The 23,480-nt window shown below is 50.8% G+C and carries 19 protein-coding genes; 3 read left to right on the forward strand and 16 right to left on the reverse strand.

Going from position 1 to position 23,480, the window contains the following annotated elements:
• Positions 1 to 43: 43 nt before the first annotated feature.
• The 16 genes from panC to thpR form a co-directional block, all read right to left on the reverse strand.
• On the reverse strand, positions 44 to 895 hold the full coding sequence (gene panC / locus A1SC_RS02580; protein ID WP_000905373.1) for a pantoate--beta-alanine ligase: 852 nt from the start codon (positions 893 to 895) through the stop codon (positions 44 to 46).
• Positions 896 to 906: 11 nt separating this feature from the next.
• Positions 907 to 1,701: a 3-methyl-2-oxobutanoate hydroxymethyltransferase gene (gene panB, locus A1SC_RS02575; protein WP_000805500.1), complete on the reverse strand. Its 795-nt coding sequence runs from the start codon at positions 1,699 to 1,701 to the stop codon at positions 907 to 909.
• Positions 1,702 to 1,973: 272 nt separating this feature from the next.
• Positions 1,974 to 3,221 (reverse strand): fimbrial-like adhesin, encoded by a 1,248-nt coding sequence (locus A1SC_RS02570; protein ID WP_077767245.1) that lies wholly within the window; start codon positions 3,219 to 3,221, stop codon positions 1,974 to 1,976.
• 190 nt (positions 3,222 to 3,411) lie between these two features.
• On the reverse strand, positions 3,412 to 4,707 hold the full coding sequence (locus A1SC_RS02565; protein WP_024214648.1) for a fimbrial protein: 1,296 nt from the start codon (positions 4,705 to 4,707) through the stop codon (positions 3,412 to 3,414).
• Positions 4,708 to 4,716: 9 nt separating this feature from the next.
• A complete protein-coding gene (locus A1SC_RS02560) occupies positions 4,717 to 5,295 on the reverse strand; it encodes a fimbrial-like protein (RefSeq protein ID WP_016262879.1) in 579 nt (192 codons plus the stop codon).
• A gap of 31 nt (positions 5,296 to 5,326) precedes the next feature.
• Positions 5,327 to 5,905: a fimbrial protein gene (locus A1SC_RS02555; protein ID WP_016262880.1), complete on the reverse strand. Its 579-nt coding sequence runs from the start codon at positions 5,903 to 5,905 to the stop codon at positions 5,327 to 5,329.
• A gap of 12 nt (positions 5,906 to 5,917) precedes the next feature.
• On the reverse strand, positions 5,918 to 6,478 hold the full coding sequence (locus A1SC_RS02550; RefSeq protein WP_016262881.1) for a fimbrial protein: 561 nt from the start codon (positions 6,476 to 6,478) through the stop codon (positions 5,918 to 5,920).
• A gap of 23 nt (positions 6,479 to 6,501) precedes the next feature.
• A complete protein-coding gene (locus tag A1SC_RS02545; RefSeq protein WP_016262882.1) occupies positions 6,502 to 9,093 on the reverse strand; it encodes an outer membrane usher protein in 2,592 nt (863 codons plus the stop codon).
• An 86-nt stretch (positions 9,094 to 9,179) separates the two neighbouring features.
• Positions 9,180 to 9,911, reverse strand: coding sequence for a fimbrial chaperone (locus tag A1SC_RS02540; protein ID WP_016262883.1), 732 nt, complete (start codon positions 9,909 to 9,911; stop codon positions 9,180 to 9,182).
• A gap of 82 nt (positions 9,912 to 9,993) precedes the next feature.
• The gene (locus tag A1SC_RS02535) at positions 9,994 to 10,563 is read right to left on the reverse strand and encodes a fimbrial protein (RefSeq protein ID WP_001035584.1); all 570 of its coding nucleotides are present in this window, start codon (positions 10,561 to 10,563) and stop codon (positions 9,994 to 9,996) included.
• A gap of 464 nt (positions 10,564 to 11,027) precedes the next feature.
• The gene (gene folK / locus A1SC_RS02530) at positions 11,028 to 11,507 is read right to left on the reverse strand and encodes a 2-amino-4-hydroxy-6-hydroxymethyldihydropteridine diphosphokinase (protein ID WP_000215161.1); all 480 of its coding nucleotides are present in this window, start codon (positions 11,505 to 11,507) and stop codon (positions 11,028 to 11,030) included.
• Complete coding sequence (gene pcnB / locus A1SC_RS02525) at positions 11,504 to 12,901, reverse strand: polynucleotide adenylyltransferase PcnB (RefSeq protein ID WP_206196644.1); 1,398 nt, start codon at positions 12,899 to 12,901, stop codon at positions 11,504 to 11,506. Before pcnB ends, folK begins: the two co-directional genes overlap by 4 nt.
• 59 nt (positions 12,902 to 12,960) lie before the next feature.
• The gene (gluQRS, locus tag A1SC_RS02520; protein WP_032141541.1) at positions 12,961 to 13,857 is read right to left on the reverse strand and encodes a tRNA glutamyl-Q(34) synthetase GluQRS; all 897 of its coding nucleotides are present in this window, start codon (positions 13,855 to 13,857) and stop codon (positions 12,961 to 12,963) included.
• Positions 13,858 to 13,923: 66 nt separating this feature from the next.
• Entirely contained in the window at positions 13,924 to 14,379 is a 456-nt protein-coding gene (gene dksA / locus A1SC_RS02515; protein ID WP_001155227.1) for an RNA polymerase-binding protein DksA, read from the reverse strand.
• A 177-nt stretch (positions 14,380 to 14,556) separates the two neighbouring features.
• A complete protein-coding gene (gene sfsA / locus A1SC_RS02510; protein WP_000396058.1) occupies positions 14,557 to 15,261 on the reverse strand; it encodes a DNA/RNA nuclease SfsA in 705 nt (234 codons plus the stop codon).
• 16 nt (positions 15,262 to 15,277) lie between these two features.
• The gene (thpR, locus tag A1SC_RS02505; protein ID WP_001294671.1) at positions 15,278 to 15,808 is read right to left on the reverse strand and encodes an RNA 2',3'-cyclic phosphodiesterase; all 531 of its coding nucleotides are present in this window, start codon (positions 15,806 to 15,808) and stop codon (positions 15,278 to 15,280) included.
• A gap of 73 nt (positions 15,809 to 15,881) precedes the next feature.
• Between thpR and hrpB the strand changes: the two genes are divergently transcribed.
• From hrpB to fhuA, 3 genes are all read left to right on the forward strand, one after another.
• Positions 15,882 to 18,311, forward strand: coding sequence for an ATP-dependent helicase HrpB (gene hrpB / locus A1SC_RS02500; protein WP_016262884.1), 2,430 nt, complete (start codon positions 15,882 to 15,884; stop codon positions 18,309 to 18,311).
• A gap of 148 nt (positions 18,312 to 18,459) precedes the next feature.
• Positions 18,460 to 20,970 (forward strand): bifunctional glycosyl transferase/transpeptidase, encoded by a 2,511-nt coding sequence (mrcB, locus tag A1SC_RS02495; RefSeq protein ID WP_016262885.1) that lies wholly within the window; start codon positions 18,460 to 18,462, stop codon positions 20,968 to 20,970.
• 225 nt (positions 20,971 to 21,195) lie between these two features.
• Positions 21,196 to 23,439 (forward strand): ferrichrome porin FhuA, encoded by a 2,244-nt coding sequence (gene fhuA, locus A1SC_RS02490; protein ID WP_000135211.1) that lies wholly within the window; start codon positions 21,196 to 21,198, stop codon positions 23,437 to 23,439.
• The last annotated feature ends 41 nt before the right edge of the window (positions 23,440 to 23,480 follow it).

Consider the following 23,480-nt stretch of genomic DNA (forward strand, 5'->3'; position numbering starts at 1 on the left):
GCAATTAATAATTGGCGCTATCAGCCGTAGCGCCAGTTAAGTATTACGCCAGTTCGACCATTTTATTGTCGATCAGGCGAGCATCGCCAAGCCAGGCGGCAATCAGAATCACTGCCCGTTTGCTTTTTTCAGTGACTTCCAGCAACGTGTCGGCATCGCGAATCTGAATATCATCGGCGCGGAAGCCTTTTTCATTCAACTCTTGCCCAGCAATGGCGATAATTTCATCGAGATCCCGCTCTCCAGCCTGCAATTTGTCAGCAATCGAACTTAAAACTTTGTACAGACCTGGTGCAATTTTGCGTTGTTCTGCCGTCAGATAACCGTTACGGGAGCTGAGCGCAAGGCCGTCTTTCGCGCGCATAATCGGCACGCCGACAATCTCAATATCAAAGCCCATATCAGCGACCATTTTGCGGATCAGCGCCAGTTGCTGAAAATCCTTTTCTCCGAAGCAGGCGATGTCTGGCTGGACCAGGTTGAACAGCTTGCTGACGATGGTCGACACGCCACGGAAATGTCCCGGGCGGCTGGCGCCTTCCAGCATAGTGGAAAGGCCGGGAACATCAACATAGGTGTGGGTTTCTGTACCGTTCGGGTAGATCTCTTTTACCGATGGCGCAAAGACCAAATCCACTTTACGCTTGTTTAACTTCTCGCAATCTTCCTGCAAGGTGCGCGGGTAGCGCGCCAGATCTTCCGGGCGGTCGAACTGCATTGGGTTAACGAAAATGCTAACCACCACCACATCGGCGCGGGCTTTGGCTTCGTCGACCAGTTTCATATGGCCATCATGCAGGTTACCCATAGTGGGCACCAGTGCCACGCGCTTGCCTTCCATACGCAGGCGGCGAATTTGCTGACGCAGCAGCGGCAGGGTTTCGATAATTAACACAACGTCACTCCTTAATGGAAACTGTGTTCTTCGCCCGGATAGACGCCGGACTCCACTTCAGCCATATACTGCCGCACCGCAGCACGGATGTCGCCCGTTTCAGCGAGGAAATTTTTGGCGAATTTAGGAATGTGACCACCGGTAATGCCGAATGCGTCGTGCATCACGAGGATCTGTCCGTCAGTGACGTTACCCGCACCAATGCCAATGACGGGGATCGCCAGTGCCTCGGTAATGCGTTTTGCCAGCTCAACGGGTACACACTCCAGTACCAGCAATTGCGCACCTGCGGCTTCTAGTGCTAACGCATCGCTGAGTAATTGGTCGCCAGCCTCATCACCACGCCCCTGCACTTTGTAGCCACCAAAAATATTCACGGACTGTGGCGTTAAGCCTAAGTGACCACATACCGGCACGGCACGTTCTGTCAGCATTTGTACCGTTTCTACCAGCCATGCACCGCCTTCAATTTTGACCATATTGGCTCCGGCACGCATTACCCTGGCAGCGTTTTCAAATGCCTGTTCCGGCGTGGCATAAGCCATAAAGGGGAGATCGGCCAAAAGCAGGCAGTTTGGCGCACCGCGACGCACGGCGGCGGTGTGATAGGCGATATCTTCAACTGTTACGGGAAGGGTGGAATCATGTCCCTGAACGGTCATACCTAGCGAGTCACCTACCAGCATCACGTTAAGGCCTTCGTCAGCAAACAATTTGGCGAAGCTGTAGTCGTAAGCGGTAATGGTCGCGAAGCGTTTTTTTTCCTGCTTGTATTTTTGAAGCTGCGAAATAGTCGTCGGTTTCATAACGTATCCTGATGGCTAAAGTGCAATTATTGGCATTCTAGCAGCCATATCGGGTGGGGCAATCATTTCGGTACGCTCATATCATCAGTTAACTGATGATATGAGCTGAGACTGATGACGAACGCAAAATTGCCTGATGCGCTACGCTTATCAGGCTTACATGGCGCATCACAATTTATTGAATTTTTTCACAATTTTATAGGCTGGATAAAGCGTTCACGTCACATCCGGCATGTAACAACGAACGCTTTTCCAGCAATCTGGCCTGTCTATCAAGGATAAGTTATCTGGAATCTGCTGGTGGCCTCGAAAGCGCCTCCCTTGATAGCTTCGTTTCCGTCTTGTTGCAATGTTGCCTGAAACTCAAGCACCTGCGTTGTTCCCTGGCCTTTGCCTGGGTAGATGCCACCTGAAGTATCAATTTCATCTTCATATGCTTTATACACAGAGGTTCCCACGTTAGGTTCGAGAACCATTTTTTCACTCACACGGTTTTTTAACCCTTCGATCAGAACACCGACGCCTTCTGCGGCATTGGAACCAGTCAACGTATTAGTGATTAATTTTTTGTTTTGCACCCCAATGTTTCCAGAGGACATTTTGGTTTCAATATTTTGCACACGAATACAGTTTTGTAGGGATATTTGAAAAGGTACTGGAGTTGCACCATTTTTGATCTGACCGGTTGTATAGCTGCCAAGTTCAACAGTCGTTCCATTGACTGTTTTTCCTGTAATCACTGAGGAAAAACAGGTCGGAAGTGATAAGGTCACATTCGCTAAATTGAAGTTAAAATAGATACTCCCACTGTACCCTTGAACCGTTCCCCCCGCATTCTCGGCCTTAAAACTGTAAAGGTAATCGCTGCTGCTGAGTAATGTTATTTTTTGGCCTGCTGTAGGGGCGAATGTCGTATCTGAATAAAATTCAACAGTAAAGTCTTGAACAACGCCACCTATTCTAAAAAATTTTGGAGTAAAACGGCCATCCAGTCGCTCACAGGCTCGTTGCAGATCGGCATCATGGAATCTAAAGTGGAAAGTTTGTGTTGGTGCATCCCCGATAAATATATCCGGAACGTCAGCGGTTGTATTATAAGCTGTCCATATAGTTGATATTTTTAATGTATAATACAGTCCTGTAACGGATGTTTTGAATAATTTATGTCCCCCGTAAACGAGCCCTGAATCAACCATTTTATTTCTGACAGTGATAGGGCCGCCAGTAGCACTGGAATGTGCTGTACAATATACACTGCCACTGTCATGGGTATCCTGATTAGGCCAGCGTAATTGTACCCCTGTCGGGCCGAGTTGAGTTGGGCGGTAAAATACCAGGTTATTACTGCTCCCGGAATACTGGAAATTTGCGCGGCCATTTCTTTCCGGCGGTACACCATCAGGCCCCGCACCAACAATAAAATCGACGGTTGCGTTACAGACACAATTAACAAATAGAAGAATGGTAAAAATAACAAATTGTAGAGTAGTTTTCATACGCACTCCATTGCAAACACTCATTGCATGAGTATTTGATATTTAGTGATAGTAAGATTTAATCAGCATAATGCTGGTTCCCTTTTGCGTAGCTAACATCATTTATTAATATAATAGAAATGATATAGAGTTATGATTTTTTAATTTATCAGTGTAGTTTTGTGGCACAAACCGCTTACTGCCAGGCGCAGTGCGCGCCTGGCAGTCAGTAATATCAGGGATAAGTCATGGAGAATGTGCCCGTGGCTTCAAATGCGCCTGCGGTGATCACCGGGGTGGGTTGATCCTGCACGAAATCGGGAACCAGTTGCGCTTCGAAATCCAGGATATGTTCGACCCCAGGGTGCGTCACATCAATGGCATTAACGTCAATCCAACCGTCGGGGTTAGTCGCCGACTCATATTCTGTATAAACGGAATATGGATTATTAGGATAAAGCTGTTCCGCTTTACCGGTCGCGGCATCGTTCAGGCCGGTAATTTTCACCCCAATTCCTCCGGCTGCATTGTTTGTCTGTTGGTTGCCCAATAGCCTGACGCTGTTCCCGGTTTTTGTGGTGGACAGTTTCGTTATTATGCTTCCAATCCCCACACAGTCTTTTAATGCTATCTGGAACTGGCGTTTGGAATTACTGGTTCCGTTACTAATATCCGTGGTTAAAACATTGCCAAAATCGACGGTGTTGCCTTTAACATTTGTACCTGCAACGGCATCGGCATAACAGGTTGGAGACGTAATCATCAGACCAGGGTTTCTAAACTCAACCACTAAATAATACCCTTGTCCCTGGGTACTGCTTCTGATGCTAAAACCGGGGGAATTTGTTGAAGCGAAACCACGGGTATCAAGGGTACTGTTACTGTCAATCTCCGCCTTAAATGAATCGTAGTCGCCAGAAGCGCCGCCACCAGTGTATATAGCGGGCTGATAGTCGCTGCCGAGGTAATAGGTGGTTCTCACCTGGAAAGTGAGTTGTTGATAGCCTGTACATTGTGATGGGTCGACAACATGGCCCGAGAATTCATCTCTATGGGTTCCATCAGCAAGGAGGCTGTGTTCCGCTCCTATGCCAAATGTAATGCCAGGGCTACTGAAATTAAGGATTTCGACCGACACATAGACGCCTTGTATCGTTGTCTTAAATAAGGGTTTGCCATCATACTGTTTGCCTGAGTTAATCAGGTTATGGTAAATCTCCGAATTGGATTGATCTCCGCTGGACGCGTCGCCAAAATAACAGTAAATCATATTGGATGTGGAGTTCGATATCATGTATACGCCTAACGGCGTAATCAATCCTGGTGCAGGCTGCCCTCCGGCAGAAGCGGGTTGTGTTCCATTCGGAAAAATATTGATTATAACATTACCATCATCATTTGGTTCGCCGTAGCTAATACGTGTTCCCGCCCATGTTGAAAATACAGCACCAGTGCTGATTAATAATACCAGGCTAATTACTGCTTTACTCAGTCTGTTAATAATCATCTGAATCCGCTCTTTATCTTTCATTCCATTGAATTAATCGTACCAGGTATCAACCAGTACACTGGTTGCCACTTTTCCGGCAGTGACAGAGGCAATATTATCAATTTTTTGCATTCGGGTATAAAAAGCCCAGGTCGAATTATTCAGACCCTGTGCATTCACCGTGTATGTCGACCGTGAAATACCTGCAGGAGACCAGACGTTAAACATATTGCTGCGATCGTGCGTTGAGAAAATCACCACGCCAACATTTTTGGCACCATTACTTTCCTCATTCGGAAAAACTTGTTGCGAGCCTGCTGCAAAAGCGCCGTTTTTAGGTTTGAAATCCAGATGCAAATTTGTGGTCCCTGTTGGGGCACTCCCGGTACAGTTATACAAATTGATAAAGAATTCCTGACCCCCAGAAAAATATTGCTCCGCCGTAATGCCGCTGGCGAAATAACCCAGGCTCACCGTACCTAAATCGACCGTCCCGTTGTTGCTAACGGATACCGTGCAGGTGGTGCTCAGCACTTTTGCGTTAAAGTCGACACTCACATCAGCCAATGTACTGGCGCTAAATAGCGCAGCAACAATGATAAGAGTGGTAGATAAACCGTGCTTTTTCATAACGTCCCTTTTACACAGGCTGCGCTGTAAATCACTTATAGGTAATATCAAATACTGCCTGGCTGGAAAACTCACCGGCAGTGACGTCCGCGTCAGCCTTACCGCTATCGCGGATCAGGCGTGCGCTGAGCGGCACGGTCGCGCCACCACCGACCATGGTGACCGGGAACGCGTTGGCGGATTTACACTTCAGTTGTGTACCGCTTTTAGGGGTTGCTGACCCCCAGACCTCAACGGCGACCGCTGCTGCTTTCGGGGTTGCAACGGAGGCGTTGGCAAATGCTTCTCCCGCGCCTGCGCTATCACAGGTTGAACCACTGGCCGGTTTCAATGTGAACTCTGCGCTGGATGTGGCTGCGCAGTTGCTGAGTATCAGATTGAATGATTTTGCTTTGTTTCCGCTGATCACTTCCGGGATGAAAACATCCTGAAAATCAATGTCGGTAACTGTCTTTGAGTTTTCCTGTACTTCGGCGCTACAGGTTCCTGCGGTGACTTTTGTCACGACGGTAAGATCCAGGGAATCCGTGGTGGCATTGGCGGTATTCATCCCAATGCTGAAGCATGCCATGGTGCTGACGACGTAGCAGGCTAAAGTTGTTTTTTTCATTGTGCTACCCCGTTATTCATAGGTGAAGTTAAACGTGACTTTGGCGCTGAAATCACCGATTGTGCCCTTATCAGCCTGGGTTTCTCGCATTACGGCAGCCAGTTTTAATCCGCCGCTGATTTCAGCAGTTGTCCACGTGATGTTTTCATCGTTCTGAACTTTAAAAAATGTGTCAGTTGACGTACTGGCCCGACGGAAACCGACACCGATACTGCCCGTTAACCCTGGCCCACCAGCGAGAGGGATCGCCAGGTTCATCCCCGCGACACCGGTTTTTTTCTCTGCCGTGATGGTAGAAATGATTTTGCTCGGGCTACCCGTACAGTTTTCCGTTTTTAAGGTAAATTCACCTACCGTTTCGGCACTTTTCGCGCGTAACTGGTCCAGCCTGATATCAGGAATGACCAGCTTATAGGCGTCAGTGCCGGTTTTAGACGTACCGGTTCCTTCCAGTTTGATATCACAGGTCGGCTGTATAATATCGGCCCTGAATTTAACGTCGACATCAACGGCCAGTGCCGAGGCTGAGAGCGTCAGCACGGCAAGTGCCAGAGGAATATTTTTCCGTGTCATAGGTTATCCATATCTCGCGGATTTTAGTGAGTTGCAGATACCGTACAGAGTACGTTATCCAGTGACAGGGTCTGGTTGCCGCGCTGGTCAGCAGCGGATGCCGGAACCTGATAGCGCGCGATGCAGTGCTGCGAAACGTTGTCCTTATCGGACCAGTTCACCTGCAACACGCCGTTATCTTCGATACCACGCACAAAGGCCTGGTTGTTCTGGCCGATATAGCCCAGAGATTGCCCTTGCTCATTGGTGATATTGGCGGCAAATGGCAGAGGTTCGCCATCGCTACGACGCATCGTGATCATCGCTGAGCAGCCCTGATCGGTTTCGAAACTGGTCATGGTAATGGCCCCGTAGCGCGGAACCGTTTGTGAACTGGTGCTCTTAAGCTCTACGTCGTTTTCCAGCTCCTGAATATCGAGCGTGATGTTGTTTTCACGGTACGGGGAGGCGGACGTGGCGACGCCATAACCCCAACGGTCAATGGTGTTACTGCTGTAGTTGATTCGTGCGCCATGCGCTCCAGGGGCTTTCACCAGGACAAGCGTATCGGTATCGCTAAAGCTGTGATTGGTATACGTCAGCCCGCCGCCGTGCAGGACGAAGCCGCCATCGGTGCTGAGTGACATCTGACGGCTGTGGTCAGTGTCAGCCGATGCTGAGCCAGACCATGTACCCCATTGCGATTCATAGCTGAGATAACCGCCAATATCTGCCAGATTGGAACTCTGCTTATTGGTGGAGTAATTGGTATTCACGCTGTAGTTATATTTTCCATCGCCGCTGCTGCCGTTGGCGCTGGCGCTCAAACGATGGCTGCCGTTAAAGTCAGTGCTCATACGGCTGTCGAGATACTTGAAGCCGCTTTCGCGACGTTTACCGCCCAGTAAATTTTCCAGCGGAATGCTGAAACTCAGATAGAAGCTGTCATCCTGATCGCCGTCTTCGTTCCAGGTGCGTTGTACTGTGGCACTCCAGGTTCCCCAACTTGTCCCTTTGCTGTAGCCCATAGAGTACGTGCTCTGGCTATGGCTTCCGCTCCAGTAATCCGTCCAACTACCATTAAGATAAAACGAGCCGTAATCGACCTCCTCGAACATCAGCGGCTGGTTGAGACTGATAGTGAACTGATTGCGGGTACGCTGATAATTCCCCATTGTGCGTTGCTCGTCTGGCGAGCTGTGTCTGGCATCATCCTGTAACGTCAGGGCATCGTTCAGCCCCAGGTAATTACTGGTGGAATAGCGATAGGCGGCCAGGTTTAGTGAGGTATTGGTGGCACTGAACATTTTGTTCCACGAAATACGATAGCTTTGCCCGGTGTAGGTTTGATCGTTGTAGATATTCGCCTTCGACTGAGTGACGTCCAGCGATACTGCGCCGATGCTGGTGTTTACGCCCAGCCCCAGCAGCACGGCCATAAAGTCAGCATCGGTGAACTGGATACCCGTATAGCCGGTAAAGGTGTTGTTGATACCGTAGTAGAATGACCCTTGCAGCAAGTTATAGTCTTCGCGCAAATCGTCGCGAACGATTTGCCCACCGCTGAGATCCCAACGCCCGACGCCCGGACGCAGCATCTGCATAACCGAGGAGAACGGTTGTGAGAATGTCCGCCGTGAACCGTCGGCTTCTTCAATGGTGACCACCAGATCATTGCCGTAGCCAGAAGGCATGATGTCATCAATGGCGAATTCGCCAGGCGGTACGGTTCCTTCGTAAATTTTATAGCCGCCCTGGGTGATGGTGACTTTGGCGTTACTGTTTGCCACGCCGCGGATCACCGGGGCAAAACTGGTCATGGAAGGCGGTAACATGCGGTCGTCGCTGTACAGGCGTGCGCCTTTAATGCCGACAGAGTCGAAGGTTTCCCCGGTGGTGTAGGTCTCCCCGACCACAAGTTGAGAACGAATAAATGGCAGCTCGCGCTGCATATAGCTGTTCTGAATATCAAAATTACCGCCAACATCCTGCTGCCAGCTATAGTTACCGTTGCTTCTGAAATGCCAGTTCCCGAGGTTAAGCCCTGCGTTGAGTGCAGTATAGAACGACTGAGTTTCATCACCCCGGCGCGTGTTGCGCCAGCCGTTCATACGGTAGGACAACATGGCGGCACTGATGCCGTCTTCCCATAATGACGGGTCGATATATCCCTGATAATTACTGAGGATCCAGATCTGCGGAACCGTGATATCCAACTTCTGATCGTTAGTATCGAAATAGACTTCTGACTGTGGGATCGCCCGCGCCAGATCGAGACAATCATCAGCTTCCGTTTCGCCTTTGCGTAATACAGCCTCTCCGTCTTTGAGATCCGGCTGTTTAATATGCAACTGATTGAGCATTTTACGAGAAATACAGGCGTCGGCACTTTTCTTGCCGGTATCAATAAGTTCTACGGTCATGCTCGTTGCGGCACTTTCATTGACGTAGACTTTTACGTCATAGCTGCCGGGCATAGCAGGGTTACCGTCGGAATAACGCGACAGGTCAATCCCCTGGGCAGAACTCCCCATCAGGAAGCTGGGATCGTATTCAATACTTTCTGCCGCATTGGCAGCATGGCCATAAATGCAGGCAAAAATAACGGCAATCCGTGTCAGTTTACAATGAGTCATCTGTTTTTTCTTATGCTCGACGTTGTAATCATTCAGTCAATAATTAATTCAAGATATTTACCCTGGCGATAATGTAATTCGTGAGATTACATATTTGCTTCGCCTTTTATTTCACTGCCGTAATCACTAATCGCTGAATAGTGTAATTTAGCGCCGCCAGGGGAGGTATTCAGACCCTGTACTGTAAATTCGGCATCGCTTTTTGGCGAAACCATTGTGGCGTCTACGGTATATTTTTTATTTCCCGACTGCACATCGACAGACGAGAAGGAAACATAATAAGGCGTTGGGTTCGTTACTTTTATTTTATTTCCATTCCAGCGCCAGGTTAATTGCTCTGGAGCTTTGAAATGCTCACCGGCTAATCCATCAGGGCGATAGAACAGTTTGATACGGGTACGGAAAGCCAGTTGCAGGACATTTTTATTTTCAGCTTCTTTTGCCTGCATTTTGGGTGGAACTTCCAGCACGTTAAACCAGTACACACTTTCCCTGTCTTTCGGTAATGCCTGCGTACCGGTATAGGTGATGGTAACGGTTTGGCCTTTTTTCGGGTCTATGCGTGAGACCGGTGGGGTCGCGTTAAACGGGACTTTGATCAAAGCCGGGTCTACATTGTCATCACCGGTATCAAGCCAGGACTGCACCAGCAATGGGCGAGAGCCTTTATTTTCCAGGCGAGCAGTGATCTTTTTGTCGCTTTCTTTATAGATGATGCGCGTACCGTTGATAACGATATCGGCCTGGGTTATGGGGCTGAATGCCGTAAGCGTTGCACCGACAACGATAGCAGCGATAGTCTTGTTATAATTCAACATGTTATCTCTCCCTGAAACATCTCTAAATCCTGAAACAGGGGATGTAACACATCCCCTTGTGATTTTTACAACGGTAACGCTATTACTGATAAGTCAGGGTATAGGTTGCGTTGGTTTTCACCGGGCCGCTGGTGACGGTTGCGGTTGAAGAAGATTTCACATAGGACGCCATATAGCTGAAGGTGGCGATATGGCTGGTTGAATCGATAGGAGAAGAAATTTTGCTTGAAGGATCGTTTACTTTAACCAGTGCCGGGGTGGTGGCGGAGACATCGTGAAGTGCGATGTTGACACCTTTAGCCGGGCCGCTGATGGAGTTGTCGTTTTCCAGAGTACCCTGGGTGGAGCTGTGGAAAGTAGAGGTAAAGCTCATTGTTGCCGTTTTATTTGCGGCTGCATTGGAGCAGTTTACTGAGATGCTGATTGCTGCCGGGTATGCACCCAGCGCTTTGTCATTCAGCGCTGTAATATCACTTGGTTTCGCGGTTTTCAGGGTGATGTTAACATCGTTGCTGCCACCGTTAACGGTTGCCGGGCAGGTTTCATCAGAAACCAGACCGTTGATATTGATTTCACCACCATCCACAGCCATTGCATTACCAGCAGAAAAACAGGACGCTGCCAGAACAACCGCCAGAAGCTTCTTGTTCATTATAATTCTCCATAAAATATTAAATGAGTTAAAAAATGATACGTAAAGTTAATTACGGGATGGGCAATATAATAGGAGTGTGTTTTTTTGTAAAATATTGTTTTTATATTAATGGGCTATTTGTATTTCTATATTAAATATTATTTTTATAATGAATATTATGTGTGGGTTTTTATTTCTGTGATGAATTGTTTGGCGGCAAATATGGCAGGGTAAGTGGATGAAAGATATATATATTCTTTCTATTTCATTTAAATGGCTCTAAATTGTTTTAAAAGTCAATATTTATCATTGTTAGAATAAATTAAATTACATTTAAGATAAAATCATGTGTAATTGATTAAAGTTTGATGTCAAAGCGAACGGGGGAAATAATATTAAATTAGAGGATGTTTTAATTATTTTTTTGTGCGTATTTTTTGTATTACGCGAAAGCGGGGCTAATTAATACAGGAGAACACGTATTACCAAAGAGAAGGGCGCGGAAATTGTGCATCAGTCAGTAACCGGGCAAGCGTGTGGTTATCCGGGAATACGAGACCTGGCGCAATCTCAAACAGCGGCCAGAGCATAAAACCACGATTCTTCATATCATAGTGCGGAACAGTGAGGCGTTCAGTGTTAATCACCGCATCACCAAACAGCATGATGTCGAGATCTAACGTGCGCGGCCCCCAGCGTTCGGCCTTACGAACGCGACCTTGCTGCAATTCAATACGCTGTGTGTGATTGAGTAACTCTTCAGGTGCGAGAGTTGTTTCCAGCGCCACGGCGGCGTTTAAGTAATCCGGCTGATCTTGTGGCCCCAGCGGAGGGGTACGGTAAAACGAAGAAACGGCAAGAATGCGGCTTTCAGGAATTTCACCGAGTGCTTTCACGGCAGCATTGACCTGCTCCAGCGGAGAGGCCAGATTGCTGCCTATGGCAATATATGCCACTGTCATGTGGTGCCCTCGCGACGCGGTGCGCGTTTGCGCGGACGACGAGTACGACGGCGCTGTGCTGGTTCTTCATCCAGCTCGGTGAGCATCCCTTTTTGATCTGGTGGCGCAGAAACCTGGAATTCACCCCACCATTTCGCCAGACGTTGCAGCTCAGCGTTGCGTTCCACTTCTGCACGCAGTGCCAGCAGGTCGTAAGCGGCGCGGAACTTCGGATGCTCCAGCAGTTTCCATGCACGTTTGCCCTGACGACGGGACATGCGCAACTGCAACTGCCAGATATCGCGAGTTAGCGTAGTCAGACGTTTCGGGATCGCCAGTGAACGGCAGGCTTCGTCCAGCACATCGTTCATCGCCAGCGCGAAAGCATCGTGATAGGTAAGGCCGCTCTCTTGCGCGATTTTTTGTGCCGTCTCCAGCAGTGGATACCAGAACATGGCGGCAAACAGGAACGCCGGGTTAACGCGCATATCATTATGGATACGCGTATCAGTATTTTTCAGTACCTGCTCAATCATCCGCTCCATTGGGCTGTCGCCATTTTCCGTGAAGTAACGGGTAATGGTCGGGAACAGCGGCTGGAACAGATGATATTCACACAGCAATTTATAGGTTTCGTAACCGTAGCCTGCTTGTAGAAGTTTGAGTGATTCTTCAAACAGGCGTGCCGGTGGGATATCGTTCAGCAGGGTAGCCAGGCGTGGGATCGGTTCTGCGGTTTCCGGGCTGATACGCATACCCAACTTGGCGGCAAAACGTACCGCGCGCAGCATACGTACCGGATCTTCACGGTAGCGCGTTTCCGGGTTACCAATCAGGCGAATCACGCCGTCTTTCAGATCTTTCATGCCGCCAACGTAATCACGGACGGTAAAATCCGCGACGCTGTAATACAGGCTGTTGATGGTGAAATCGCGGCGCTGGGCGTCTTCTTCGATGGAGCCGAATATGTTGTCGCGCAGCAACATGCCGTTTTGCCCACGCTGGGAGGTCGTGCGGTCGCTGACGTTGCCTTCGTGGTGTCCACGGAAGGTTGCGACTTCGATAATTTCCGGACCAAACATCACGTGAGCAAGACGGAAACGGCGACCCACCAGACGGCAGTTACGGAATAGTTTGCGCACCTGCTCAGGCGTGGCGTTAGTGGTCACGTCGAAATCTTTCGGCTTTTTGCCAAGTAACAGGTCGCGCACGCCGCCGCCAACCAGCCAGGCTTCGTATCCCGCTTTATTGAGCCTGTACATTACCTTCAGGGCATTTTCACTGATATCTTTGCGGGAAATAGCATGCTGTTCACGCGGGATCACCGTCACCTGTGGACGGGCGACTGCCTGTTCAGCCTCGCTCTCCTCGCGGCTTAGCACCTTGCGGCAAAAATTAGCGACTCGGGTAAAAATAATACACCTCGGTAGTGTCAAACATCATTCAGGACAAAAAAATAGCGGCTAATCATAGCTCAGCATGACGCATTTGAGAATGTTGAATTTACAATTGCCGACTCAGGTACGGCGGTCAGCGTCCAGTTTTTGACGGCTGACTGAAGGATTTGCTCGACGCTGAAATCCTGCCAATGTGTTTCTGCCTGCTGACCAAGAAATTGAAGTGCCGCGATTAGTACCGGGCGCGGGTCGCCTTTTGGTAACGCAGGCGCATGATTCTGCTTGGAAAGTTTAGCGCCTTGTGCGTTAAGCGCCAGCGGCAAATGAATGTAATCTGGCGCTTGCCAGTCAAAAAGCTGGTACAGCGAGATTTGCCGCACTGTGGGTTCAATCAAATCTGCGCCACGGACAATTTCAGTCACGCCCTGAAAGTGATCATCAACCACCACAGCCAGGTTATAGGCAAACAAACCATCACGGCGATGAATAATAAAATCTTCCTGCGCCAGTTTTTCGTCGGCGTGGATAATGCCGCGCAGTTGGTCAGTGAACTGCATAACCGGATGCACCTGCCGAATACGTACAGCCGCGTTGTCCGGGCCATGATGCAATTCACGGCAATGACCGTCGTAGATACCGCCAATACTGTGAATACGTGCGCGCGTACAGGTGCAGTAATAACTTAGTCCTTGCTCACGTAACCAGGCGAGGGCTTCACGATAGGCGTCGTGACGTTGGGATTGCCAGAGAACATCGCCGTCCCAGTGCAGGCCGTAATGTTCCAGTTGGCGCAGGATAGTCTCTGCGGCACCGGGAACTTCACGGGGTGGGTCGATATCTTCAATGCGTACCAGCCAGCGACCTTGCCGGGCGTGTGCTTGCAGATAGCTGCCAAGCGCAGCGATCAGAGAACCAAAATGAAGCTCGCCGGAAGGTGAGGGGGCAAAGCGCCCAATATAGTGTGTGTCTGTCATCTCTTTGAACAAAAAATAAGGCGGGAGCATTTCCCGCCTGTGGTAAACGTGATGGAACAGCTTTAATTAACCAGCCATCTGTTTTTCGCGAATTTCAGCCAGCGTTTTGCAGTCGATGCACAGATCGGCTGTTGGGCGCGCTTCCAGACGACGAATACCAATTTCAACACCGCAGGATTCGCAGTAGCCGAAATCTTCGTCTTCCACTTTTTTCAGCGTCTTCTCGATCTTTTTGATCAGCTTACGCTCGCGATCGCGGTTACGCAGTTCGAGGCTGAACTCTTCTTCCTGGGCGGCACGGTCTACCGGATCCGGGAAGTTGGCGGCTTCATCCTGCATATGTGTAACGGTGCGATCGACTTCATCCCTGAGTTGATTACGCCATGCTTCCAGAATACGACGGAAGTGCGCCAGCTGGGCTTCGTTCATATACTCTTCGCCCGGCTTCTCCTGATATGGCTCCACCCCAGCGATGGCGAGAATACTCAGGGACGATGTTTTACGGTTTTGCCCTTCTTGCATGTTGCTTCTCCTTAACACGCACTATCGATCCCCATGTTCGGGGGAAAAATGAGGCCGCTATAAATAGCAGATGCTTTTCCGGATAGCAATTATCTAAACGTAACACTTGACAACTGTGTGAGGAAAAGCGTATTTGCGCACGCGACCAGAATGTAAATTAACCAGTTACTTATTCAACTACAGAGTAACGGGCAGTGATTTTTTAAGAGCCATACCTTCAGCAGAAAGTTCCGCCTTATAAGCCAGAATTTCTACCCCCCTCTGTTGAGCCTCTGACAATAGTTGCGCGTATTTCTCATCGATGTGGCGCGCGGGTGAAAACCGTGTAATGGCTGAATGTAGCACGGCGAAAAAAATCACTGCACGCTGGCCTTCAGCCGCTACGCTCATCAACTCCCGAAGATGTTTCTGACCTCGTTCAGTCACTGCATCGGGAAAGTATCCCTGTTCGTTTTCCGCTAACGTAACCGATTTCACTTCAATATAGCAGTCAGGTCGAAACCTCGCCTGTAACATGAAGTCAACACGGCTGCGTTCGGCACCGTATTTTACTTCGCTTTTCAGCGAGCTATAGCCTGACAGCTCCGAAATATTCCCATTAAGGATAGCCTCTTTCGTCAATCTGTTTGCCCAAAGTGTATTGACGCAAATAAATGCACCGTTTTGGCTTTGGGTCAGTTCCCAGGTGTGCGGATATTTCCGTTTTGTGTTGTCGGAAGTTGAATACCAGACGGTATCTCCAGGTGTTGCACAACCGGTCATCGCGCCAGTATTCGGGCAGTGTAGCGTTAATTCCTGGCCATCTGGTGTGATCACATCGGCTAAAAAACGTTTATAACGTTGAACCAGCGTGGCGCGTTGTAGAGGGGGTGAAAATTCCATTGCGATAAAACCCTTGTTATTGCGTCAGTGTCCAGCGTTTTAGCGGCGTGTAGCGTGTGCGTCCTCGGGCAAACGAGGAAGCGTAAAGGGTGAACTCCGTCACCGCATACGACCAGTTAAAGCCAGGCGGCGGGATTGTCACCGCCTCGCTGGCATCGCGCAATAAGGTGATATGCGGATGAAACGGTCGATTGCTTTGAAAACAACCACTGCGCGCTGCTTGTGAACGAAGCATATTCGCCAGTTGGATTAATCCGCGCGGCGGCTGGCGCATACCAAGCCACACCACGCGAGAACGTAGCCACTGACCGGCGTCATCAAGCGTTAGTGTGAAACCGGGTTGACGAATCCGTCCGGCCAAAAGTGAGAGCGCCTTCTCTTTCTCTGCGCTCACTTCGCCTAAAAACGCCAGCGTCAGATGCAAGTTCTCAGCGGCAACCGGACGCCCCGCTTCTGGTGGAAACTGTGCGGCGCGCCAGTGGATAATCTGTTCGCGGATTTCTGCAGGTAAGTCGATGGCAAAGAACAGCCGTTGCGGTTCAGACATGTCAGGCACTCGGTTATGAATTACCGCGATGCTACAATGCGCCGCGAAGAATGTTAACCCTCAGGAGCGTTTTGTGTCGTCGTTGCCCGTTGCTGCCGTCTTACCTGAATTACTTGCCGCCCTCGATTGTGCACCGCAGGTGTTATTAAGCGCGCCGACCGGAGCCGGGAAATCGACCTGGCTGCCGCTGCAACTGCTGGCGCATCCTGGTATTCGCGGGAAAATCATCCTGCTGGAGCCGCGGCGTCTGGCGGCGCGTAACGTCGCGCAACGGCTGGCGGAGCTGCTTAACGAAAAGCCCGGCGATACCGTTGGCTACCGGATGCGTGCGCAAAATTGCGTCGGGCCGAATACCCGTCTGGAAGTCGTTACTGAAGGGGTGTTGACGCGCATGATCCAACGCGACCCGGAACTAAGCGGCGTCGGTCTGGTGATCCTTGATGAGTTTCATGAACGCAGTCTGCAGGCGGATCTGGCGCTGGCGTTGTTACTCGATGTGCAACAAGGGCTGCGCGATGACCTGAAGCTGCTGATTATGTCAGCCACGCTGGATAACGAGCGCTTACAGCAAATGTTGCCGGAAGCCCCCGTTGTTGTTTCCGCAGGGCGTTCGTATCCGGTGGAGCGCCGCTATTTGTCGCTGCCTACACATCAACGTTTTGACGAAGCCGTTGCTGTCGCCACCGCCGAATTGCTACGCCAGGAAGCAGGATCTCTGCTGCTGTTTTTACCTGGCGTCAGGGAAATTCAGCGTGTGCAGGAACAACTGGCTTCGCGTGTAGGCAGTGATGTGTTGCTTTGTCCACTGTATGGCGCATTGTCGTTGAACGATCAGCGAAAAGCGATCCTCCCGGCACCACAAGGGATGCGCAAAGTGGTGCTGGCAACCAATATTGCTGAAACCAGTTTAACTATCGAAGGTATTCGCCTGGTGGTGGATTGCGCCCAGGAAAGGATGGCGCGCTTTGATCCGCGAACGGGTCTTACACGGTTGATTACCCAGCGAGTTAGTCAGGCGTCGATGACGCAGCGTGCCGGGCGCGCCGGGCGACTGGAGCCGGGCATTTGCCTGCATTTGATCGCCAAAGAACAGGCGGAACGCGCCGCTGCACAAAGTGAACCGGAAATCTTACAAAGCGATCTCTCCGGTTTGCTGATGGAATTACTGCAATGGGGATGCAGCGATCCGGCGCAGATGAACTGGTTGGATCAACCACCAACGGTGAATCTACAGGCTGCGAAACGCCTGTTACAGATGCTTGGCGCGCTGGATGGCGAACGACTTAGCGCGAAAGGGCAAAAAATGGCGACGCTGGGTAATGATCCGCGGTTAGCCGCTATGCTGGTGAGCGCGAAGAGTGATGATGAAGCCGCTACCGCCGCAAAAATTGCCGCCATTCTCGAAGAGCCGCCCCGCATGGGGAATAGCGACCTGGAAGTGGCGTTTTCCCGCAATCAACCGGCCTGGCAACAGCGTAGTCAGCAACTGTTAAAGCGCTTAAACGTCCGTGGTGGCGAGGCCGACAGTGCGTTTATTGCGCCGCTACTTGCCCAGGCCTTTGCCGATCGTATTGCTCGTCGCCGTGGCCAGGATGGTCGTTATCAACTGGCGAACGGTATGGGAGCAATGCTGGACGCGGATGATGCCTTAAGCCGCCACGAGTGGTTGATCGCTCCTTTGTTATTGCAGGGCAGCGCCTCGCCGGATGCGCGAATTCTACTGGCGCTACCGGTCGATATTGATGAGTTAGTGCAACGCTGCTCACAGCTATTACAGCAATCTGACACCGTTGAATGGGACGATGCACAAGGCACGCTGAAGGCCTGGCGTCGGTTGCAGATTGGTCAGCTCACAGTAAAAGTACAGCCGCTGGCGAAACCGTCGGAAGATGAATTACATCATGCAATGCTCAACGGTATTCGCGATAAAGGTCTAAACGTTCTTAACTGGACGCCGGAAGCGGAGCAGCTACGCTTGCGTTTGCTGTGTGCTGCAAAGTGGTTACCGGAATATGACTGGCCAGCAATGGATGAGGCGAGCTTGCTGGCGTCGCTGGAAACGTGGCTGCTGCCACATATGGCCGGCGTACATTCGCTGCGTGGCCTGAAATCTCTTGATGTTTATCAGGCGCTGCGCGGATTACTTGATTGGGGAATGCAGCAACGTCTGGATAGTGAATTGCCTGCGCATTACACTGTGCCGACGGGAAGCCGGATCGCCATTCGTTATCATGAAGATAACCCACCCGCGCTGGCGGTGAGAATGCAAGAGATGTTTGGCGAAGCCACTAATCCGACTATCGCTCAGGGGCGCGTGCCGCTGGTGCTGGAATTGCTTTCACCCGCCCAGAGGCCGCTGCAAATCACGCGTGATTTAAGTGCCTTCTGGCAGGGAGCGTATCGCGAGGTGCAAAAAGAGATGAAAGGGCGTTATCCCAAACACGTCTGGCCGGACGACCCGGCGAATACCGCACCGACGCGACGGACGAAAAAGTATTCGTGAGGTTGGTAAACGGGCACGGGCAGTCCCTTCGCCCCGGTTCTCTCCCATAGGGGGAGGGCGAAAAGTACTTTGAGAGATATCTTCTTCTGTCTTGTCACAGAAGAATAGAAAATCGGGCTTTTGCGCCTGAATATTGCGGAGAAAATGTATGGCCGGGAATGACCGCGAGCCAATTGGACGCAAAGGGAAACCGACGCGTCCTGTCAAACAAAAGGTAAGCCGTCGTCGCTACGAAGATGACGACGATTATGATGACTATGAGGATGAAGAACCGATGCCACGCAAAGGTAAGGGCAAAGGGCGTAAGCCTCGTGGTAAACGCGGCTGGCTATGGCTGCTACTGAAACTGGGGATCGTATTTGCGGTGTTAATCGCCGTTTACGGTGTTTATCTCGATCAAAAAATTCGCAGCCGTATCGATGGCAAGGTGTGGCAATTGCCAGCGGCAGTTTATGGTCGGATGGTAAACCTTGAGCCAGACATGACCATCAGCAAGAACGAGATGGTGAAATTGCTGGAGGCCACGCAATATCGTCAGGTGTCGAAGATGACCCGTCCTGGCGAATTTACCGTGCAGGCCAACAGTATTGAGATGATCCGCCGTCCATTTGATTTCCCAGATAGTAAAGAAGGGCAGGTGCGTGCGCGTCTGACTTTTGAGGGCGATCATCTGGCGACTATTGTCAATATGGAGAACAACCGTCAGTTCGGTTTCTTCCGTCTTGATCCGCGTCTGATCACCATGATCTCCTCACCAAACGGCGAACAGCGTCTGTTTGTGCCGCGTAGTGGCTTCCCGGATTTGCTGGTAGATACTTTGCTGGCGACAGAAGACCGTCATTTCTACGAGCATGATGGTATCAGTCTCTACTCCATTGGACGTGCGGTGCTGGCGAACCTGACCGCCGGGCGCACGGTGCAGGGGGCGAGTACGCTGACTCAACAGTTAGTGAAGAACCTGTTCCTCTCTAGCGAACGTTCTTACTGGCGTAAAGCGAACGAAGCCTATATGGCGTTAATCATGGATGCGCGTTACAGCAAAGACCGCATTCTTGAGCTGTATATGAACGAGGTATATCTCGGTCAGAGCGGTGACAACGAAATCCGTGGTTTCCCGCTGGCAAGCCTGTACTACTTTGGTCGTCCGGTAGAAGAGTTGAGCCTTGATCAGCAGGCGCTGTTAGTCGGTATGGTGAAAGGTGCGTCTATCTATAACCCGTGGCGCAACCCGAAACTGGCGCTTGAGCGACGTAACCTGGTACTGCGTCTGCTGCAACAGCAGCAGATTATTGATCAAGAACTCTACGACATGTTGAGCGCACGTCCGCTGGGCGTACAGCCGCGCGGTGGGGTGATCTCTCCGCAGCCTGCCTTTATGCAACTGGTGCGCCAGGAGTTGCAGGCGAAACTGGGCGATAAAGTGAAAGATCTCTCTGGCGTGAAGATCTTCACTACTTTTGACTCGGTGGCTCAAGACGCGGCAGAAAAAGCCGCCGTGGAAGGCATTCCGGCACTGAAGAAACAGCGTAAGTTGAGCGATCTGGAAACGGCGATTGTGGTTGTTGACCGCTTTAGCGGTGAAGTTCGCGCGATGGTCGGTGGCTCCGAACCGCAGTTTGCGGGTTACAACCGTGCGATGCAGGCGCGTCGTTCGATTGGATCACTGGCAAAACCAGCGACCTATCTGACGGCCTTAAGCCAGCCGAAAATCTATCGCCTGAATACGTGGATTGCCGATGCGCCAATCGCGCTGCGTCAGCCTAACGGTCAGGTCTGGTCACCACAGAACGATGACCGCCGTTATAGCGAGAGCGGCAGAGTAATGTTGGTAGATGCGCTGACCCGTTCGATGAACGTGCCAACGGTGAATCTGGGGATGGCGTTAGGGTTACCTGCGGTAACGGACACCTGGATTAAACTGGGCGTGCCGAAAGATCAGTTGAATCCGGTTCCGGCAATGTTGCTTGGGGCGCTGAACTTAACGCCAATCGAAGTGGCGCAGGCATTCCAGACTATCGCCAGCGGTGGTAACCGTGCGCCGCTTTCTGCATTGCGTTCAGTTATTGCCGAAGATGGTAAAGTGCTCTATCAGAGCTTCCCGCAGGCGGAACGCGCAGTTCCGGCACAAGCGGCGTATCTGACGCTATGGACCATGCAGCAAGTGGTGCAACGTGGTACTGGTCGCCAATTGGGAGCGAAATACCCGAATCTGCACCTGGCGGGCAAAACCGGGACTACCAACAACAACGTTGATACCTGGTTTGCGGGCATTGACGGCAGCACGGTGACCATCACCTGGGTTGGCCGCGATAACAACCAGCCGACTAAGTTGTACGGTGCCAGCGGGGCGATGTCGATTTACCAGCGTTATCTGGCTAACCAGACGCCAACGCCGCTGAATCTTGTACCGCCGGAAGATATCGTGGATATGGGCGTCGACTACGACGGCAACTTTGTTTGCAGCGGTGGAATGCGTATCTTGCCGGTCTGGACCAGCGATCCGCAATCGCTGTGTCAACAGAGTGAGATGCAGCAGCAGCCGTCAGGCAATCCGTTTGATCAGTCTTCTCAGCCGCAGCAGCAGCAACCTGCTCAACAAGAGCAGAAAGACAGCGACGGCGTGGCGGGCTGGATTAAGGAAATGTTTGGTAGTAATTAACATTTAACTGTGACCTACCGGATGGCGTGCCGCCATCCGGTAAAATAACATCCTTCCAAAAGCATTAACCCTTTCTTTTCATCTGATTGTTTATTGACCCTTTGGTTGCTTCTCTGATGGGTACTGCTTGCCATCGTCTCGCCGTTTCGAATATTATTTTATCTTTATAATAATCATTCTCGTTTACGTTATCATTCACTTTCACTTTACATCAGAGATATACCAATGGCGCGTTACAAAACTGCTCAGCCAAAACACTCGCTGCGTAAAATCGCAGTCGTAGTAGCCACAGCGGTTAGCGGCATGTCTGTTTATGCACAGGCAGCGGTTGAACCGAAAGAAGAGACTATCACCGTTACCGCTGCACCTGCGCCGCAAGAAAGCGCATGGGGGCCGGCAGCCACTATTGCGGCGCGACAGTCAGCCACCGGTACTAAAACAGATACGCCGATTCAAAAAGTACCGCAGTCTATTTCTGTGGTCACAGCCGAAGAGATGGCGCTACACCAGCCGAAGTCAGTAAAAGAAGCGCTTAGCTATACGCCAGGGGTTTCGGTCGGTACGCGTGGTGCGTCCAACACTTATGACCACCTGATCATCCGTGGTTTTGCTGCAGAAGGCCAAAGTCAGAATAACTATCTGAACGGCCTGAAGATGCAGGGTAACTTCTATAACGATGCGGTTATCGATCCGTATATGCTTGAGCGCGCTGAAATCATGCGTGGTCCTGTTTCCGTGCTTTACGGGAAAAGCAGCCCAGGTGGCTTGTTGAATATGGTCAGCAAGCGCCCGACTACCGAACCGCTGAAAGAAGTTCAGTTTAAAGCTGGTACTGACAGCCTGTTCCAGACTGGTTTTGACTTTAGCGATGCGCTGGATGATGACGGCGTTTATTCTTATCGTCTGACCGGTCTTGCGCGTTCTGCTAATGCCCAGCAGAAGGGCGCGGAAGAGCAGCGTTATGCTATTGCTCCTGCGTTCACCTGGCGTCCGGACGATAAAACCAATTTCACCTTCCTTTCTTACTTCCAGAACGAGCCGGAAACGGGCTATTACGGCTGGTTGCCGAAAGAGGGAACCGTTGAGCCGCTGCCGAACGGTAAGCGTCTGCCGACCGACTTTAACGAAGGTGCGAAGAACAATACCTATTCTCGTAACGAGAAGATGGTGGGCTACAGCTTCGACCACGAATTTAACGACACCTTTACGGTGCGTCAGAACCTGCGTTTTGCTGAAAACAAAACCTCGCAAAACAGCGTTTATGGCTACGGTGTCTGCTCCGATCCGGCGAATGCTTACAGCCAGCAGTGTGCAGCTATAGCACCTGCGGATAAAGGTCACTACCTGGCGCGGAAATACGTTGTTGATGATGAGAAACTGCAAAACTTCTCTGTTGATACCCAGTTACAAAGCAAATTCGCCACTGGCGATATCGACCATACTCTGCTGACTGGCGTCGACTTTATGCGTATGCGTAATGACATCAACGCCTGGTTTGGTTACGACGACTCTGTGCCGCTGTTGAATCTGTATAATCCGGTGAATACCGATTTCGATTTCAATGCCAAAGACCCGGATAACTCCGGCCCGTACCGCATCCTGAATAAGCAGAAGCAAACAGGCATTTACGTTCAGGATCAGGCGCAGTGGGATAAAGTACTGGTCACTCTGGGCGGTCGTTATGACTGGGCAGATCAAGAATCGCTTAACCGCGTAGCGGGAACGACTGACAAACGTGATGACAAACAGTTCACCTGGCGTGGTGGTGTTAACTATCTGTTTGATAACGGCGTAACACCGTACTTCAGCTATAGCGAATCGTTTGAACCTTCTTCTCAGGTCGGGAAGGATGGTAATATTTTCGCACCGTCTAAAGGTAAGCAGTACGAAGTCGGCGTGAAATACGTACCGGAAGATCGCCCAATCGTGGTGACGGGTGCACTGTATAATCTCACCAAAACTAACAACCTGATGGCAGATCCTGAGGGTTCATTCTTCTCGGTTGAAGGTGGTGAGATCCGCGCGCGTGGCGTAGAAATCGAAGCAAAAGCGGCGCTGTCGGCAAGTGTTAACGTGGTCGGTTCTTATACCTACACCGATGCGGAATACACCACCGATACTACCTACAAAGGTAATACGCCTGCGCAGGTGCCAAAACACATGGCTTCTCTGTGGGCTGACTATACCTTCTTTGACGGCCCGCTTTCTGGCCTGACGCTGGGTACTGGCGGTCGTTATACTGGCTCCAGCTACGGTGATCCGGCTAACTCCTTTAAAGTGGGAAGTTATACGGTAGTTGATGCGTTAGTGCGTTATGATCTGGCGCGAGTTGGTATGGCTGGCTCCAACGTGGCGCTGCATGTTAACAACCTGTTCGATCGTGAATACGTCGCCAGTTGCTTTAACACCTATGGCTGCTTCTGGGGCGCAGAACGTCAGGTCGTTGCAACCGCAACCTTCCGTTTCTAATTTTCGCTTTGGGCACGGATTTCCGTGCCCGCTTCACAAGT

Source organism: Escherichia sp. KTE52, assembly GCF_000408325.1.
In the GTDB taxonomy this organism is placed as follows: domain Bacteria; phylum Pseudomonadota; class Gammaproteobacteria; order Enterobacterales; family Enterobacteriaceae; genus Escherichia; species Escherichia marmotae.

Excerpts from the sequence above, each read along its gene's own strand:
- panB (WP_000805500.1), bottom strand. The coding sequence starts at position 1,701 with ATGAAACCGACGACTATTTCGCAGCTTCAAAAATACAAGCAGGAAAAA.
- A1SC_RS02570 (WP_077767245.1), bottom strand. The coding sequence starts at position 3,221 with ATGAGTGTTTGCAATGGAGTGCGTATGAAAACTACTCTACAATTTGTT.
- A1SC_RS02565 (WP_024214648.1), bottom strand. The coding sequence starts at position 4,707 with ATGAAAGATAAAGAGCGGATTCAGATGATTATTAACAGACTGAGTAAA.
- A1SC_RS02560 (WP_016262879.1), bottom strand. The coding sequence starts at position 5,295 with ATGAAAAAGCACGGTTTATCTACCACTCTTATCATTGTTGCTGCGCTA.
- A1SC_RS02555 (WP_016262880.1), bottom strand. The coding sequence starts at position 5,905 with ATGAAAAAAACAACTTTAGCCTGCTACGTCGTCAGCACCATGGCATGC.
- A1SC_RS02550 (WP_016262881.1), bottom strand. The coding sequence starts at position 6,478 with ATGACACGGAAAAATATTCCTCTGGCACTTGCCGTGCTGACGCTCTCA.
- A1SC_RS02545 (WP_016262882.1), bottom strand. The coding sequence starts at position 9,093 with ATGACTCATTGTAAACTGACACGGATTGCCGTTATTTTTGCCTGCATT.
- A1SC_RS02540 (WP_016262883.1), bottom strand. The coding sequence starts at position 9,911 with ATGTTGAATTATAACAAGACTATCGCTGCTATCGTTGTCGGTGCAACG.
- A1SC_RS02535 (WP_001035584.1), bottom strand. The coding sequence starts at position 10,563 with ATGAACAAGAAGCTTCTGGCGGTTGTTCTGGCAGCGTCCTGTTTTTCT.
- folK (WP_000215161.1), bottom strand. The coding sequence starts at position 11,507 with ATGACAGTGGCATATATTGCCATAGGCAGCAATCTGGCCTCTCCGCTG.
- gluQRS (WP_032141541.1), bottom strand. The coding sequence starts at position 13,857 with ATGACAGACACACACTATATTGGGCGCTTTGCCCCCTCACCTTCCGGC.
- dksA (WP_001155227.1), bottom strand. The coding sequence starts at position 14,379 with ATGCAAGAAGGGCAAAACCGTAAAACATCGTCCCTGAGTATTCTCGCC.
- sfsA (WP_000396058.1), bottom strand. The coding sequence starts at position 15,261 with ATGGAATTTTCACCCCCTCTACAACGCGCCACGCTGGTTCAACGTTAT.
- thpR (WP_001294671.1), bottom strand. The coding sequence starts at position 15,808 with ATGTCTGAACCGCAACGGCTGTTCTTTGCCATCGACTTACCTGCAGAA.
- mrcB (WP_016262885.1), top strand. The coding sequence starts at position 18,460 with ATGGCCGGGAATGACCGCGAGCCAATTGGACGCAAAGGGAAACCGACG.
- fhuA (WP_000135211.1), top strand. The coding sequence starts at position 21,196 with ATGGCGCGTTACAAAACTGCTCAGCCAAAACACTCGCTGCGTAAAATC.